A 15,814-nucleotide genomic window follows, 5' to 3' on the forward strand; every position below is an offset into this window, starting at 1 on the left:
CGCCAGGTTTCGTGCTGGCCGCCGACACGGTGGTTGCCGTCGGACGGCGCATCCTGCCCAAGGCGGAAACCCTCGACGACGCTGCCAACTGCCTCGGGCTGTTGTCGGGCCGTTCGCACCGGGTCTATTCCGGCATCTGCCTGATCACCCCGGGTGGCAAGCTGCGCCAACGGCTGGTCGAGACGCGGGTGCGTTTCAAGCGGCTGCCGCGCGAAGAGATCGACGCCTATGTCGCCTCGGGCGAATGGCGCGGCAAAGCGGGTGGTTACGCGGTCCAGGGCCTCGCCGGCGCCTTCGTCGTCAAGCTGGTCGGCTCCTACACCAATATCGTTGGCCTGCCGCTCTATGAGACCGTCGCGCTGTTGAGCGGCGAAGGCTTCAAGGTGCATGGCGGCTGGCTGGCGGGACCCCGGCTGTGAATTCCGATCCCAAAGTCACGCCCTTGCGCCCGAAGCGCCCCTGCCCCGAATGCGGCAAGCCCTCGGCGCGCGACATCTTCCCGTTCTGCTCGACACGCTGCAAAGACATCGACCTCAACCGCTGGCTGAAGGGCGCCTATGTCATCAAGGCCCGCGACGACGAGGAAGAGACGGACCCGGACGCTCCGAAATAGGCCGAGCGCCGCCGATCAGGCGGCGGCCTCGCTCTTGCGCTTCAAGCGCGCCCAACCCGGCAGCCAGTCGCCATGAGCGGCCAGGAGATCGTCGACCAGTGACCAGATCTGGTCGAGATCGAGTTCGGCTGATGTGTGCGGGTCCATCATCGCCGCATGATAGATGTGCTCGCGGTTCTCGGTCATCAGCGCCCGCACCGTCAGTTCCTGCACGTTGATGTTGGTGCGCATCAGCGCGGTCAATTGCGGCGGCAGCTCGCCGATATAGGTCGGCTGGATGCCGGAGGCATCGACCAGGCACGGCACTTCGGCGGCACAATCGCGGGGCAGCGAGGTGATGCAGCCATTGTTGCGGACATTTCCGTAGATCACTGACGGCTCGCCGGTCCAGACCGAATTCATGATCGACGAGGCATATTCCTTGGACTGCTCGACTTCGATGCGATCGGCCGAGCGATAGGCCTCAGCCTGTCCCTTCCAGCGCTCGATCTGTTCGATGCAGCGCTTGGGATACTCATCCAGCGGGATGCCGTACTTCTCGATCAGGTCGGGGCGCCCTTCCTTGATGAAGTAGGGCGTGTATTCGGCGAAATGTTCCGAGCTCTCGGTGACGAAATAGCCGAGCCGGGTCAGCATCTCGTAGCGCACCTTGTTGGGGCAGCGCGGGTTCCAGCCGGGCTTGGGCGCGCGGCCTTCGCGATAGGCGCGCACGAGATCTGGGTAGAGGTTGCGGTAGGAACCGTCCGGCTGGCGATGCTCGAACTTCAGGTAGAACGCCATGTGGTTGATGCCGGCCGAGCGATAGCGGATTTCTTCGTAGGGAATGTCGAGGTCTTCAGCCAGTTCCATCGCCGTGCCCTGCACCGAATGGCAGAGGCCGACCTGCCTGATGTCGGGATATTTCTCCGATATCGCCCAGGTGTTGATCGCCATCGGGTTGACATATTGCAGCATGATCGCCTGCGGGCAGACGGCGAGCATATCTTCACACACCTTCCACAGATGCGGCACGGTCCGGAGGCCCCGCATGATGCCGCCGACGCCCAGCGTGTCGGCAATCGTCTGGCGCAGGCCGTATTTCTTCGGCACCTCGAAGTCGGTGACCGTGCAGGGCTCATAGCCGCCGATCTGGAAGGCGACGACGACGAAATCGGCGTCGGCCAGTGCCTTGCGCTGGTCCGAATGGGTCTCGGTCTTCGCCTTGACGCCGAGCGTCGCGATCAGCTTGTTGACGACGATGGCGCTCTCTTCCAGCCGCTGCGGATTGATGTCCATCAGCGCGATCGTCGCGCCCGAAAGCGACGGCCGCTGCAGCACGTCGCCGACAATGTTCTTCATGAACACCGTCGAGCCGGCGCCGATGAACGTGATCTTGGGATTTCTTGTCATGCTAACCTCCGGCACATTTTCAGGCCACGTCGAAAGCGGCCCTGACGAGCCGTTCGGTGTAGGCGGTCTTGGGATTGGACAGGACGTCGTCGACGGGACCCTGCTCGACGATCTTGCCGTTCTGCATGACGATCACGCGGTGGCACAGCGCGCGCACCACCTTGAGGTCGTGCGAGATGAAGAGGTAGCTGAGGCCGCGCTCGTCCTGCAGCTTGCGCAGGAGGTCAATGATCTGCGCCTGGACGGAGAGGTCGAGCGCCGATGTCGGCTCGTCGAGCAGGATGAATTCGGGTTCGAGCGCGATGGCGCGGGCGATGGCGATGCGCTGCCGCTGGCCGCCGGAGAATTCATGCGGAAACCGCGACAGTATATCGCCCGGCATGCCGGCGCTGACCAGCGCGTCGCGCACCCGTTCGACCCGCTCGCGCCGCGTCGCCCCTATGCTGTTGACGATCAGCCCTTCCTCGATGATCTGGCCGATCGTCATGCGCGGGTTGAGCGAGGAAAACGGATCCTGGAAGACGATCTGCATGCGCGAGCGCAGCGGCCGCATCTCGGCACGCGACAGGCCATGGATCGGCTTGCCGTCGAAATGGATCTCGCCGCGCTTGGCGTCGATCAAGCGGAGCAAGGCCTGGCCGAAGGTGGTCTTGCCGGAGCCGGATTCGCCGACCAGCCCCAGCGTCTCATGGCGACAGAGTTTCAGGCCGAGATCGTCGACGGCGACCAGTTCTCGCCAGTCCGGCTTCAGGAAGGTGCCGTGGCGCAGCATGAATGAGACGTGCACGCCGCTTGCCTCGAGGATGGTGCCGCAGCCCTCCGGAAGGGGTTTCGGCTGGCCATGCGGCTCTGAAGCCAGCAGCCGTCTCGTATAGGGGTGCTGTGGGTTGGCGAACAGCCGTTCGGTGACGTTGTGCTCGCACATTTCGCCATGCTGCATGACATAGACGTAGTCGGAGAACTGGCGCACCACGGTCAAGTCGTGGGTGATCAGGATCACCGCCATGCGCAGCTCTTTCTGCAGGCTGCGGATCAGGTTCAGGATCTGCGCCTGGACGGTGACATCGAGCGCTGTGGTTGGCTCATCGGCGATCAGCACATCGGGATTGTTGGCCAGCGCCATGGCGATCATCACCCGCTGGCGTTGCCCGCCAGAGAGCTGGTGCGGGTATTGCTTGAGCCGCGCGGCGGGATCGGGAATCTGCACATGCTGCAGAAGTTCCAGTGCGCGCGCCCAGGCCTGTTTGCGGCTGACCTTACGATGCACCCGGATCGCCTCGACGATCTGGCTGCCGACCGTATAGATCGGGTTGAGCGAGCTCATCGGCTCCTGGAAGATCATCGAGATGCGGTTGCCGCGCAGCTTGCGCCGGGCGCTCTCGGGAAATTTCAGGATGTTTTGCCCGTCATAGCAGACGCTCGATCCGGGGGACACGGTGGCGCGCCGCGACAGAAGGCCCATGACGGTGCGCGCCGTCACCGACTTGCCCGAACCGGATTCACCGACGATGGCGATCGTCTCGCCGCGATAGAGCTGAAACGAGATGTCCTTGACCGCGTCGACGACGCCATGCTCGACCTTGAAGGCCACGGCGACGTTGCGAGCATCGATGATCGGCTGGCCCTGGCGTCCGTCATGGTCGTGACGGACGATCGGTGCGAAGGATTCGGCGAGCGCGACGGACATCTCAGCACCTCAGTAGGGGTCTACGGCGTCGCGCAGGCCGTCGCCCAGCGCGTTGAAGGCAAAGACGGTGACGAGCACGAAACCGACCGGCGACAGGATCCAGGGATAGGTGCCGATGACGGAATAGGTCGCGGTGTCCTGCAGCATCAGACCCCACGAGATCAGCGGCGGCTTGACGGCGAAGCCGAGGAAACCGAGGAAGGATTCGAGCAGCACCACGGTCGGGATCGCCAGCGTCACGGCGACGATCACATGACTCATCACATTGGGGAAGATGTGCTGCATGATGATGCGTCGGTCGGTGGCGCCGACCGCCATGGCGGCGCGCACATACTCGATCCGCGCCAGCGCCAGCGTCTTGCCGCGCACCTCGCGCGACATCTGCGCCCAGCCCAAGGCCGACATGACGATGATGACGAAAGCCAGGAAGACGTTGGTGGGAGCGGTGACCGGGATCAGCGTCGTCAGCGCCAGATAGAGCGGCAGCTGCGGGAAGGCGAGCACCAGTTCGACGAAGCGCTGCATCCAGACATCGAACCTGCCGCCAAAATAGCCGGAGACCATGCCGACGGTGGTGCCGATGACGGTGATGATGAAGACGACCGTCAGCGCGATCATCAGCGAGACGCGCGAACCATGGATGGCGCGCGACAGCACGTCACGGCCGAACTTGTCGGTGCCCAGGAAATGCACCGGCTGGCCGTCCAGCGAGCCGAACAGATGCCGGTCCGCCGGCAGCAGCCCGAACAGCTTGTAGGGCGCGCCATGCACGAAGAAACCAAGCAGCCTTGGATGGTCGTAGTCGGGACCGACGACGGGCTGGAAAGTGACCGGATCGAGGTCCGCCGAATCGGCCAGCGCATAGACCCTCGGCCGTGCGGTGAAACCGCCGTCTCTGTCATGGAAGCTTGGCACCTGCGGCGGAGCGAAGCCGACATCCGTGACCTTCGGGTCCATTGGCGCGATGAACTCGGCGAACACGGCCATCAACAGCAGCAGCACGACGAGCCAGAGCCCGGCCATGCCGGTCCAGGAGCGCTTCAGCCGGCGCCAGACAAGCGCGATATAGCTTTCGTTGCCGCGCGCCGGTTTGGCGACGATGGGACCTTCGGCCGGCAGCGGTGGAGGGGATGGATCGCGCGCCAGCATCTCAGCGCTCCCCGAACTGGCGCACGCGCGGATCGAGCAGGACGAGCAGCATGTCGGCGATGATGTTGCCGACGATCAGCGTCGCCGACAGCACCATCATGAAGGTGGCGGTGACATAGACGTCGCCGACAGCCATGGAGCCGACGATCGCCGGGCCGACCGTCGGCAGCGCGAAGATGATCGCCGTCTCGATCTCGCCGGTCAGCATGTAAGGCAGCACCACACCCTGATACATGATGAGCGGATGCAGCGCGTTGGGCACGGCGTGGCGCATGACGACGGCGGCACCCGTCAGCCCCTTGGCCCTTGCCGTCTCGACATATTGCGCGTTCAGCGTATCGAGCAGATTGCCGCGCATGACGCGCATATTGTAGGCGAGGCCGCCGAAAGTCGCGATCGCCACCACCGGCCAGACATGCTTGACCAGGTCGACGAATTTGGCCCACGACCACGGCGCGCCACCATATTGCGGCGAGAAGAATGAGCCGATCTCCGACACGTTGAACTGGAACACCAGGAGATAGACGATGATCAGCGCCATCAGGAAGCGCGGCACAGTCATGCCGAGAAAAGAGATGGCCGACAGTGTCGAGTCGATCCAGGTGTATTGCCTTGTCGCCGCCCATATGCCGAATGTGATGCCCAGCACCGAGGCCAGCAGATGGCAAACCAGCGCCAGGAGAAGGGTGCGCGGCAGGCGCTCTCCGACCACGTCGGCGACCGGTTTGTTGTAGTACAGGCTGTAGCCGAAATCGCCGCGGGTGATGATGCCACCGATCCAGTTGAGATACTGGAGAGGCAGCGGCTTATCGAGACCATGCTCGATGCGATAGGCCTTTGCCTGCGCGTCGGCCTCGGCGAAGGAGGCTCCACCCTGGTTGATCGCCTGCGAGCGGATGTAGTCGGCATAATCGCCCGGCGGCGCCTGGATGATGGCAAAGGTGGCCAGGCTCAAAATGGCGAGGACCGGGATTGCCGACGCTATGCGCGTGAGCAGGAATCGCAGCATGGACGGTTCGTTTCCTTGTCTCGCCGATCGCGCCCTTGGTTGCGTCCGGAGGTTGGTTTGTCCGGCCGCGCCAGCGGCGCGGCCGGAGGTCTCTCGGTCAGGGAGGTAAACCTAATTCATCGGCCCCTTCTCTCCGGGTTTGCCGGGCAACTCCTCGGGGAACAATTCGTATTTCGCCTGCTTGTCGGCCGCGACAAAGACCCTTTCGCGGATGATCGAATCTTCGGCCCAGTTGAACATGAAGATCGGCGTGCCCTGCGGAATGTTCGAGAAGCGCTTGTTGACGATCAGCGCGCCGGGATATTCCGTCAGGCCGACATTGTAGACGTGCTCCGTCGAGATCTTCTGGAATTGTTTCATCAGGCTGGCACGCTGGTCGTTGTCCTGCGTCGAGACGAACTTGTTGACGATATCGACGAGATCCTTTTCGAACGGCATCACATCGACCTCGCCGTTCTCCGGCGCCCGATGGTCCCAGCTGGTGCGCGGGCCGACCGGGGCAAGCTGCACGGTGTTCTGCACCACCGACGTCAGTTCCTGTTCGTTGCGCCGGACCAGCCAATCGAAGCGGCCCGAATATTGGGAAGCGTCGCGCTGGGTGCCGTTGAGGCCATTGAGCACGACCCGAAGCCCGAGCTTTTCCATCTGGGCGACGACGCCTTCGGCAAGGCTCTTGTCGGTCGTGTAGTCGTTGTTGACCAGCATCACGATCTCGACATTCTTGCCGCCGGCGGTACCGGAAGGAAAATTCACGAAGCCGTCGCCATCCGTATCCTTGAGGCCGGCCTTGGCGAGTTCCGCCTTGGCGCCCTCGAGGTCGAAGGGGTAGTAGACCGTCGACGCGCGGTCGTAGAAGCTGGTTCCTGACGACAGGCCGCCGGGATAGATGGCGGTGAACGGCCCCTTGACCAGCGAGTCACCGAGCGCCTTGCGGTCGAGCGCCATGGTGACGGCCTTGCGGAAATCCTCGTTGCGGTTCAGCTCGCGGATCGCCTGGCCGCGTTCGTCCGGATTGCCCCAGCCATTGGCGGAAAAATTAAAGCGCAGATTGTAGCCGATGAGCCGCGGGCCGAAAGCAAGACGGGCCGGTGCGTTCGCCTCTGCCGCACGCTTCAGCGAGGCGACGAAGTTTTCCGGCTGCTCCAGATTGGAAAAATCGGCCGCGCCGGCCACCGCCTGGACGTCGCGATCGGCCCAGGTCGACAGCTTGTAGTGCAGTTCGTTGAGATAGGGCAGCTGGTTACCCTTCTCGTCGACCTTCCAGTAATAGGGATTGCGGCGCATGACGATGATGTCGTCCGGCCGGTATTCGACCGGGACCCAGCCACCCATCACCGGTATGTTCATGAATTCCGGCGGGAAGGCATTCTTGAACTGATCGTAGGTGTTCTTCGAGTATTTCGGATGCTGCGGCTTCAGGATGTGCGCGGGGCCAGGACAGAAAGTGCCGTAGGCCATGGCATACAGATACTGCTTCGGGAAGGCATCTTTGAAGGTCCATTCGACGGTGTAGTCGTCGACCTTCTTCAGCGTCGTGCCGACGCCGAAGGTTTCCGGCGTGGCGCCGTTCAGCGGCGAGACGTTGGGATCGACCACCTCGTCGTCCCAGTAGAACATGACGTCGTCTGCATTGAACGGCACGCCGTCCGACCACTTCGCTCCTTCGATGAGGTGCATGGTCAGCCTGTGGCCATCGCTCGACCAGTCCCAGCTCCTGGCCAGGTTCGGCAGCGGCTCGGTGTCCTTGGCCTCGACCTGGAACAGCGGAGCGGTGCGCGTCAGGCATTCGGAGAGGCCGATGTCGATGCCGCCCCAGCCTTGCGTCTGACCGGCGCCGTAGTTCCAGCCTTCCGGCCGCCCGCCGATGACGTGGCGCATCGTATCGCCATAGACGCCGATGCCGTCCTGCATGTTGCCCTTCTTGTAGACCAGCGGCTCCTTCGGCAGCCTGTCTTTTACCGGCGGCAGCTTGCCGGTCTTGACGTATTTCTCGGTGACCCAGTCGGGCTCGTGATATTCGGGGAGCGCCTTGAACTCCAGGATCGAGTCTCGCGCGACATAGTTGATCTTGCCTTCGGCGGGAAACGGTGTCGGCGCCGGCGAAACCGTCGGTTCGGAAGCGTAAGCACCGAGTGCCGAGACCGAGACGCTCAGCGTCAGTCCGGCAGCAAGGCCGATATTGCGGAAATTCCTCACGGTCTCTCTCCCTCTTGTTTGTCCGGAGCGTTTGCACCCGCTCCGCTTCTCCTCGAATTCAAACGGTGTCGTGGCAGTGGATCCGCCTCCCCTGGATCCACCATCACCGCATGAATTTCCAGCCGGCCCGTCTCAGCCGGCCCGTCTCAGCCGGCTCGTCTCAGCCGGCTTGCTTCAGCGCGGCTTTTTCGGCGCGCAATTCCTCGATCGAGCGAACGCTGCGCCGTGCGGCGCCCGCCCACTCGCGGGTCTTCACCTGGGATGTCGACAGCCGCTCCCTGGCCGCCGGAACCGCATGGGCATATTGCGGCAGCCAGGCCGCCTGGGCGACGACCATTTCGTCGACCATCTGCCAGACTTCCTCCGGCGTCGAAACCGCGCCGACCAGCGGGTCATGCAGCACGGCGAGCTTCAGAAGATCGATGTCGCCTGATATCGCGGCATGCACCGACATGCGTTGGACGTTGATCGAAGCGATGCAGGTGGCGGCGCAGGCCTCCGGCAACGTGATGCCGGCGGCCATGTTGATGCCAAAACGGTCGACGAAGCCGGGCGACTCGATGATGGCATCCTGCGGCAGGTTGGTGATCACGCCATTGTTCTTGACGTTGAAGTGGCCGCGATAGATCCGGTTGGTCTCCAGCGCCTCCAATATGTGGCTGGCATGCTCGTTGGAGCGCTTCGCCCGGTCGATCGGCTTTGACGCCGCTTCGAGGAACTGCGGATATTCCGTCTCGAACCAGTTGCGGGTTTCGGTGGAGTAGCGGAGATAGCCGCCTGTCTCGCCGTGAATCCAGTCGGACATATCGATCCAGCGCGTGATCTCGTCGGGACGTTTGCGGTACCAGGGCAGATATTCGGAAAGATGGCCGTTGCTTTCGGTCGAGTAGACGCCGAAGCGCTTCAGAACGTCGATGCGCAGTTTCTCCTGCTGCGAATAGACCGGATGCGCCTCGAAGGCAGCCACCAGTTCGTCCTTGCCAATGGGGCGGCCGTTCAGGCGCAGGTCGATGAACCAGGTCTGGTGGTTGATGCCGGAACAGACATAATCGAGCTCCTGCGTGGACTTGGCGCCCAGCACCTCGGCGATCTGTTCGGCGCCGTGCTGGACGCCGTGGCAGAGCCCGACAGTGTCGACCTTGCCGTATTCGATCGCCGCCCAGGTGTTCATCGCCATCGGGTTGGCGTAGTTCAGGAATTTGACGTTCGTCTCGGCGACCTCGCGCATGTCCTTGCAGAAATCCAGGATCACCGGGATGTTGCGCTGGCCATAGAGAATGCCGCCGGCGCAGATCGTATCGCCGACGCATTGGTCGATGCCGTATTTCAGGGGAATGCGGATATCGTCGGCATAGGCTTCGAGACCGCCGACCCGCACGCAACTGATGACGTAGCGTGCGCCTTCGAGCGCCTTGCGGCGGTCGGTCGTCGCCGTCACCCTGGTCGGCAACCTATTTGCCTCGACGATCCTGTCGAGGATCGCCTTGATCATCTGAAGGTTGTGCTCGCTTACATCGGTGAGCGCAAATTCGATGTCCTTGAATTCGGGCACGCACAGGATGTCGGTGAACAATTTCTTGGTGAAGCCGACGCTGCCGGCGCCGATGATAGCGATTTTGAAACTCACCAGCCGCACCTCGTTCCATTTCGAATTGCAGGCAAGGAATGACAATGGGAAGCTGTTGCCACATGCCGTGGCATGTGTGCAGGACAAGCCGGAAACCGGCTCGCCAACCTCCCTGTCCGCTCCTCGACTGCGGATCTCTCTCGCTTTTCGACGGCGATTATGCGCTTATTCGCGAGCGCGACCAGAGAAGGATTATGCTTTCAAGGGTAATTTTGTGCTGCAGGATTTGATAAACAACGGACAGTCCATGCGCACGATCTCGCTGCCGCGCGGCCGCCAGCGCCTGCACGCCATGCCGACGAGCACGGGCTATGAAGTGCGCGAGGACGAGATCTACGACTGGGATGGGCGCAGGCGCGGCCAGACGCCGTTCACCGTGCTCCAACACACGATCAGCGGATCCGGGCGGCTGCGCTACGAGAACCGCAACTACCGCCTGCAGAAGAACGACACATTGCTGGTGCTGGTGCCGCACAACCACCGCTACTGGCTGGCCGGGGATGAGCGCTGGGAATATTTCTGGATTTCGATGAACGGCGAGGAGGCGCTGCGCATCCACAAGTCGATCCTCAGCGTCTCCGGTCCGGTATTTCGGCTGCAGCCGGCGACGATCGATCATCTTGCCGATTGCAGCCTGCGCCTGATCAAAGGCGCCGCTTCGCCGGGTGCTGCTTCGGCGGTCGCCTATGAGGCTGCGATGGCGCTCTATGACGATGTCTTCGGCTCCCATGCCTTTGCCGAAAAACAGAGCGCCATGCAGCCGGTCATCGATCACATCAATGCCAATCTCGACAGGCCGCTGCCGGTGGCGGACCTGGTCCAGATCAGCGGCCTCAGCCGGGCCCATTTCTCACGCTGTTTCGCCGAGAGCGAAGGCTTGCCGCCGGCCGAGTTCGTGCTGCAGCAGCGTCTGCAACGCGCGGCGAAGCTGCTGACCAAGGCGGATTTTCTGCCGGTGAAGGAGGTCGCCATCCTGTGCGGCTTCGAGGACGCGAACTATTTTTCAAAAGTCTTCCGCCGCTGCTACGGCATCACGCCGAGCCAATTCCGCACCACCGGCATGTATGCCAATTTGCGGACACCGGCCAGGCGTGGCGTCAGGGCGCCTGATGACGAGACCTGACGCCGCGACGGTTAAAAAGGCAGCCAGCTAGGCAGCGCGCCGACTGCCGCCATCCAGCCATTCGAGATCGGCTTGCGACAGCGTGATGTCGAGAGCGCGCAGGCTGTCGTCCAGCTCATCCAGCGTGCGTGGCCCCATCAGCGGGATGGATGGGAAGGGCTGAGCGAGCACATAGGCCAGCGCAATATGAATCGGGCTCTTGCCCAGTCTCGCGGCAAGTTCGACCGCCCGGTCGCGGCGGCCGAAATTCCGCTCGGAGTACCAGACCCGCACCAGTTCCTCATTGTCTTGCTTGTCCCGACCTGCGCGATCGGTGAAGAAGCCGCGCCCCTGACTCGACCAGGCGAAATTCGGCATCTGCCTGGATGTCAGCCAGGCCTTCCATGGATCCGTGGAGGACGTGACGCAGCCTGCCCAGATCGGCTCCAGCATTTCAGCCAGCGAGAAATTGTTGGACAGCGCGCCGGGCTTTTGCTTGCCGGTACGCTCGGCATAGGCAATTGCCTCATCCATGCGTTCCATCGTCCAGTTCGAGCCGCCGAACGGGCCGCGGATGCGGCCGGCCTTGACCTCACGATCCATCGCATCGACGAATTCGCCGACCGGCACATCCGGATTGTCGCGGTGCATGAAATAGACATCGACATGATCGGTCTGCAGGCGTTCGAGCGACTGGTCGAGCTGCTTGCCGATCACATCGGGATAGCACAGCGGCGAGTGCGCGCCCTTGGCGATGACCACCGATTGCGCGCGCACGTCACGGTTTTTCAACCACTCGCCAAGCAGCTTCTCGGTATAGCCGCCGCCATAGACATAGCCGGTATCGAAGAGATTGCCGCCGGCCTCGAAAAAGGCATCGAGCAGGATCGAGCCTGAGGAAAAGGTACGGAAATCCTCGAAGCCGAGCGCCACCACCGACGCCGGCTTCGACAGGCCAGGAATGGTGCGCTTGGCGATCGCCGTGCCGCCGGACCGCAAAGGCCGGCCGGAGATGGTGTTGGTACGCTGGTGGGCTTTCTCGATCCCGTATTCGAGGCCGGCGGCCGCCCGCCATTTGTCCAGCACACGCAAGGTGCCGAGGCTTTCCGCCCATGCCATGCCAGGCCAGGCGAATTCTTGGCCGCCGGCGCGGATGGCCTCGCCGGCTGCGTCGACCTCGAAGGAATAGACATGGCGCTTCTCTTCGACGCTGATGGTCTGGCGCGCGCCGGTGGATGCGATGATGTCGATCCGGCCGAGGCCGACGTCGCGGTTGCCGCCGGCGAACCAGAAGTCCGGCACTTCGATACGGCCCTTTGTGCCCAGGATGCGCAGCACATTGTCCTGGTTGAGCGAAATGCTGCAGGAGACTTCGGCGACAATGCCGCTTGGGAAATGCAGCAGCGCGGACGCCCATTCGTCGACGCCGGACTGGCCCAGATGGGCGGTGCCGACCACCTTGTCCGGCTCAGCGAAAGGTTGTCCGAGCGCCGCGCCGGCAATCAGCCGAACCATCGAGACGGGATAGCCGCCGACATCGAGAATGCCGCCGCCGGCGAGATCGTTGGCATAGAGCCGGTGCTGCGGCATGAAGCCCGGCATGGCGAAGCCGAAGCTCGACTTGATCATCCTGATGTCGCCGATGACACCGGACCTGATCAGGTCCACCAGCTTCAGCGTCTGCGGGTGCAGCCGGTACATGAAGGCTTCGCCGAGGAATGTGCCGGCCTTGCGCGCGGCATGCATCATGGCGTCGGCTTCGAAGGCGGTCAGCGCAAGCGGCTTTTCGCACAGCACATGCTTTCCGGCCTCAGCCGCCTTGATCGCCCATTGCGCATGACCGGGATGCGGTATCGAAATGTAGATGGCATCGATGTCGGGATCGGCGAGCAGCGCGTCGTAGCCGTCGAGAATGCGGGCGCCAGGAAAACTCTCGGCGAGGCCGGGCTTGGCGGGATTTCGCGCGCCGATGGCGACCAGCTTTCCGGTGCGCGAAGCGGCCACGCCACCGGCAAAGGACTGGGCGATGCTGCCCGGGCCGAGGATGCCCCAGCGAATGGGCGTGGTTGCAGTCATTGTCATTCTCCTTGAAGGCTGGAAAGGGCCGGCGGTCAGCGCAGCCGCAGTCCTTTTTCGTCGAACAGGTAGGATTTGCGGATGGAAACGGTGATCTCTGATGTGTCGGGAACCTTCGTCGCGTCGCGCTGGATCACCACGTCGTCACCGTTGGCCGTTCTGGCGTAGAGGAAACTTGTGCCGCCCAGGTGCTCGACCACGTCGATGGCAACCACTAGGTCGGCGTCGCCCTCTCCGGCATTGCCGAAATGTTCGGGCCGCACGCCGACAATGACCTTGCTGCCGATTTTTGGGCTGCCCATTTCAGGTGCAGCGCCGGTCAGCGGTTGCGTGATGCAGGTCTTCTCCTGACCCGCCAGCTCGACCACGACACCACGCGCATCGTGCCCGACGACCCGGCCTTTGATGAAGTTCATCTTCGGCGAGCCGACAAAGCCCGCGACGAACTGATTGTCGGGGTTGTCGTAGAGATCGAGCGGCCGGCCGATCTGCTCGATATGGCCGGCGCGCATCACGACGATCCTGTCGGCGAGCGTCATCGCCTCGGTCTGGTCGTGCGTGACATAGATCATTGTCGTGCCGAGCTCCTTGTGCAGCCGGGAGATCTCGACGCGCATCTGGACGCGCAATTCGGCGTCGAGGTTGGAGAGCGGCTCGTCGAACAGGAACACCTGCGGTTCGCGCACGATGGCGCGGCCGATGGCGACGCGCTGGCGCTGTCCCCCGGAGAGTTTTTTCGGGCGCCTGTCCATCAATTCGCTGATGCGCAGGATCTCGGCCGCCCGCTTCCCCCGCCGTTCGGTGTCGGCCTTTGGATTGCCGGTCATGCGCAAGCCGAAAGAGAGGTTCTGTTCGACGCTCATATGCGGATAGAGCGCGTAGGACTGGAACACCATGGCGATGCCACGGTCGGCCGGCTCGACATCGTTGACCACCTTGCCGCCGATGGCGATCTCGCCGCCGCTGATGTCCTCGAGCCCGGCGATCATCCTGAGCAGCGTCGATTTTCCGCAGCCGGAGGGCCCGACGAAGACGACGAACTCGCCGTCCTTGATGTCGATGCTGGCGCCATGGACGACCTCGAAGACACCGAAGCGCTTGACGACATTGTTGAGCGTGACCGTTGCCATGCTGCCCCTTACTTGACCGCGCCGGCGGCGATGCCGGCGATGAAATGGCGCTGCAGCAGCACGAAGACGACGAGCATCGGCACCGTCAGCATCACCGCGCCCGCCATGATGCCGCCCCATGACACCTTGGTGAGGCCGATCAGCGTGCCGAGCGCCACCGGCGCCGTCATCGAACCCGGCTGGCTGTTGATCAAAAGCGGCCACAGATAATTGTTCCAGGAGGCGAGGAACAGGATGATGGCGAGTGCGGCCAGCATCGGCCGCGCCAAAGGCAGCGCGACGAAGAGGAAGATGCGCCATTCCTTGACGCCTTCGACGCGCGCAGCATCGAAGAGGTCGTCCGGCATCATCGAAAAACTCTGCCGCATGAACAGCACGCCGAGCGAATTGAACAGCGGCGGCACGATCAGCGCCACCCAGGTGTTGGCGAGCTTGAAGTCGCGCGCCACCATGATGAATTGCGGGATCAGCACGACCGCATAGGGAAGCGTGATGGTGCCGAGGATGATGGCGACAACCACGCCCTTGCCGAAGAACTGGTAGCGGGCCAGCGCCCAGCCGGCCATCGACGTCAGCAGCACCGACAGGATGGTGTAGGTCACCGCCACCGAGACCGAAATGCCGATGGCGCCGACGAAGTTCGTGTCACGCTGCAGATTGTTGAAATTGTCGATGAAATTGCCGTGCGGCAAAAGCTCGATGCCGGGGCTGAAGATGCCGTTGTCCGGCATGGTCGAGAACACGATCATCATCCACAGCGGAAACAGCCAGATCAGCGCCAATGGCGTCAGGAACAGATGCAGAGCGATGCTGCGTCCCAGTCTGGCGGAGGAGCGCGAACTCATTTCGGTTCCCTCGTCAGCCACAGCTGCGCCAGCGTGATGGCGATCGCCAGCCCGGCCATGGTGTAGGCGACGGCCGACGCATAGCCGAAATTGAGCGACCTAAAACCCTGGCGATAGAGCAGCAGGCCAAGCGTCTCCGTACCGCCGCCAGGTCCGCCGCGTTCGGTGATCAGGAACGGCTCGGTGAACAGCTGCATGGTGCCGATGATCGACAGCACAAGACAGAATACGATGACCGGCTTCAAGAGCGGCAGGGTGATGTAGAAGAACTGCTTGAGCTTGCTGACGCGGTCGAGCGTCGCCGCTTCGTAGACATCTTCGGGAATGGACTGCATGCCGGCGAGCAGGATGATGGCGTTGTAGCCGGCCCAGCGCCAGGTCACCGCGATCATGATCAGCGCCATCGCCGGCGTGACGTTGGAAAACCAGTCGATCTTGGGCAGGCCGATGCTGTTCAACAGCTTGTTGATGATGCCGAAATCGAGGTTGAACATCAGCCGGAACACCGCCGAATAGGCGACCTCGCCGACCACCACCGGGGCGAAGAAGGCAAAGCGGTAGAGGCCCCGCGCCTTGAGCAGGGGCGAGTTCAACAGCACCGCCATGACAAGCGCCAGCGAGATCATCACCGGCACCTGGATGACAAGGATGAGCAGCGTGTTCTTCAGGGCGTTGAAGAAGGCCGGATCGCCGATCAACCGGCCCCAGTTGAAGCCGGGCGCGAACCGCCACGGCACGGTACGCGTCGCCTGAAAGGAGATCATGAAGGAGCTGATGATCGGCCATACCCAGAAAATCGCGAAGATCAGCAGATAGGGCGTGAGGAAGCGATAGGCCGTGGCGTTGCGATTGCGCATTTTTGCCTCCTTCCCTTTTGCTTTCCGCCCGTTCGGGTGGCGTGTCGGTATTCAATCTTCGAGGTCTGCGCCGCCCCTCACCTGCCTGCCGGCATCCTCTCCCCGTATAGTGACGGGGAGAGGGGCGCTGTCAT

The 15,814-nt window shown here is 62.8% G+C and carries 13 protein-coding genes; 3 read left to right on the forward strand and 10 right to left on the reverse strand.

The window, feature by feature from the left end; translation table 11 throughout:
* Together EOB49_RS12020 and yacG are read left to right on the forward strand one after the other, a co-directional pair.
* On the forward strand, positions 1–419 hold a 419-nt coding region (locus EOB49_RS12020; RefSeq protein WP_245472661.1), incomplete at its 5' end, for a Maf family protein.
* On the forward strand, positions 416–613 hold the full coding sequence (gene yacG / locus EOB49_RS12025; RefSeq protein ID WP_127381108.1) for a DNA gyrase inhibitor YacG: 198 nt from the start codon (positions 416–418) through the stop codon (positions 611–613). The genes EOB49_RS12020 and yacG, both read left to right, overlap by 4 nt.
* 15 nt (positions 614–628) lie before the next feature.
* Here the strand turns inward: yacG and EOB49_RS12030 are convergent, their stop codons facing one another.
* The 6 genes from EOB49_RS12030 to EOB49_RS12055 all read right to left on the reverse strand — a co-directional run bounded on the left by EOB49_RS12030 (position 629) and on the right by EOB49_RS12055 (position 9,670).
* Positions 629–2,002: an alpha-glucosidase/alpha-galactosidase gene (locus EOB49_RS12030; RefSeq protein ID WP_127381109.1), complete on the reverse strand. Its 1,374-nt coding sequence runs from the start codon at positions 2,000–2,002 to the stop codon at positions 629–631.
* 19 nt (positions 2,003–2,021) lie between these two features.
* The gene (locus tag EOB49_RS12035; RefSeq protein ID WP_127381110.1) at positions 2,022–3,689 is read right to left on the reverse strand and encodes an ABC transporter ATP-binding protein; all 1,668 of its coding nucleotides are present in this window, start codon (positions 3,687–3,689) and stop codon (positions 2,022–2,024) included.
* A gap of 9 nt (positions 3,690–3,698) precedes the next feature.
* A complete protein-coding gene (locus EOB49_RS12040) occupies positions 3,699–4,838 on the reverse strand; it encodes an ABC transporter permease (protein WP_127381111.1) in 1,140 nt (379 codons plus the stop codon).
* Between the two features lies 1 nt (position 4,839).
* Positions 4,840–5,847, reverse strand: a complete 1,008-nt coding sequence (locus EOB49_RS12045) for an ABC transporter permease (protein ID WP_127381112.1) — start codon at positions 5,845–5,847, stop codon at positions 4,840–4,842.
* Positions 5,848–5,958: 111 nt separating this feature from the next.
* Positions 5,959–8,043, reverse strand: a complete 2,085-nt coding sequence (locus EOB49_RS12050; RefSeq protein WP_127381113.1) for an ABC transporter substrate-binding protein — start codon at positions 8,041–8,043, stop codon at positions 5,959–5,961.
* Positions 8,044–8,203: 160 nt separating this feature from the next.
* Positions 8,204–9,670, reverse strand: coding sequence for an alpha-glucosidase/alpha-galactosidase (locus tag EOB49_RS12055; RefSeq protein ID WP_127381114.1), 1,467 nt, complete (start codon positions 9,668–9,670; stop codon positions 8,204–8,206).
* Between the two features lie 247 nt (positions 9,671–9,917).
* Between EOB49_RS12055 and EOB49_RS12060 the strand changes: the two genes are divergently transcribed.
* Positions 9,918–10,793, forward strand: coding sequence for an AraC family transcriptional regulator (locus EOB49_RS12060; RefSeq protein WP_127381115.1), 876 nt, complete (start codon positions 9,918–9,920; stop codon positions 10,791–10,793).
* 27 nt (positions 10,794–10,820) lie between these two features.
* On the opposite strand, the gene EOB49_RS12065 is transcribed toward EOB49_RS12060, so the two are convergent.
* From EOB49_RS12065 to EOB49_RS12080, 4 genes are read right to left on the reverse strand one after another with little or no spacing between them, the layout of a single operon-like run.
* The gene (locus EOB49_RS12065) at positions 10,821–12,848 is read right to left on the reverse strand and encodes an aldo/keto reductase (protein ID WP_127381116.1); all 2,028 of its coding nucleotides are present in this window, start codon (positions 12,846–12,848) and stop codon (positions 10,821–10,823) included.
* Positions 12,849–12,883: 35 nt separating this feature from the next.
* Positions 12,884–13,978: a sn-glycerol-3-phosphate ABC transporter ATP-binding protein UgpC gene (gene ugpC, locus EOB49_RS12070; RefSeq protein WP_127381117.1), complete on the reverse strand. Its 1,095-nt coding sequence runs from the start codon at positions 13,976–13,978 to the stop codon at positions 12,884–12,886.
* A gap of 8 nt (positions 13,979–13,986) precedes the next feature.
* The gene (locus EOB49_RS12075; protein ID WP_127381118.1) at positions 13,987–14,823 is read right to left on the reverse strand and encodes a carbohydrate ABC transporter permease; all 837 of its coding nucleotides are present in this window, start codon (positions 14,821–14,823) and stop codon (positions 13,987–13,989) included.
* Positions 14,820–15,680, reverse strand: coding sequence for a sugar ABC transporter permease (locus EOB49_RS12080; RefSeq protein WP_023809272.1), 861 nt, complete (start codon positions 15,678–15,680; stop codon positions 14,820–14,822). The genes EOB49_RS12075 and EOB49_RS12080 overlap by 4 nt, the downstream gene beginning before the upstream one ends.
* Positions 15,681–15,814: the final 134 nt, after the last annotated feature.

Source organism: Mesorhizobium sp. M7A.F.Ca.MR.148.00.0.0, from assembly GCF_003997735.1.
GTDB lineage: Bacteria > Pseudomonadota > Alphaproteobacteria > Rhizobiales > Rhizobiaceae > Mesorhizobium.

Bases quoted from the DNA above. Each gene is read 5' to 3' on its own strand.
- EOB49_RS12030 (WP_127381109.1), bottom strand. From the start codon at position 2,002: ATGACAAGAAATCCCAAGATCACGTTCATCGGCGCCGGCTCGACGGTG.
- EOB49_RS12035 (WP_127381110.1), bottom strand. From the start codon at position 3,689: ATGTCCGTCGCGCTCGCCGAATCCTTCGCACCGATCGTCCGTCACGAC.
- EOB49_RS12040 (WP_127381111.1), bottom strand. From the start codon at position 4,838: ATGCTGGCGCGCGATCCATCCCCTCCACCGCTGCCGGCCGAAGGTCCC.
- EOB49_RS12045 (WP_127381112.1), bottom strand. From the start codon at position 5,847: ATGCTGCGATTCCTGCTCACGCGCATAGCGTCGGCAATCCCGGTCCTC.
- EOB49_RS12060 (WP_127381115.1), top strand. From the start codon at position 9,918: ATGCGCACGATCTCGCTGCCGCGCGGCCGCCAGCGCCTGCACGCCATG.
- EOB49_RS12065 (WP_127381116.1), bottom strand. From the start codon at position 12,848: ATGACTGCAACCACGCCCATTCGCTGGGGCATCCTCGGCCCGGGCAGC.
- ugpC (WP_127381117.1), bottom strand. From the start codon at position 13,978: ATGGCAACGGTCACGCTCAACAATGTCGTCAAGCGCTTCGGTGTCTTC.
- EOB49_RS12075 (WP_127381118.1), bottom strand. From the start codon at position 14,823: ATGAGTTCGCGCTCCTCCGCCAGACTGGGACGCAGCATCGCTCTGCAT.
- EOB49_RS12080 (WP_023809272.1), bottom strand. From the start codon at position 15,680: ATGCGCAATCGCAACGCCACGGCCTATCGCTTCCTCACGCCCTATCTG.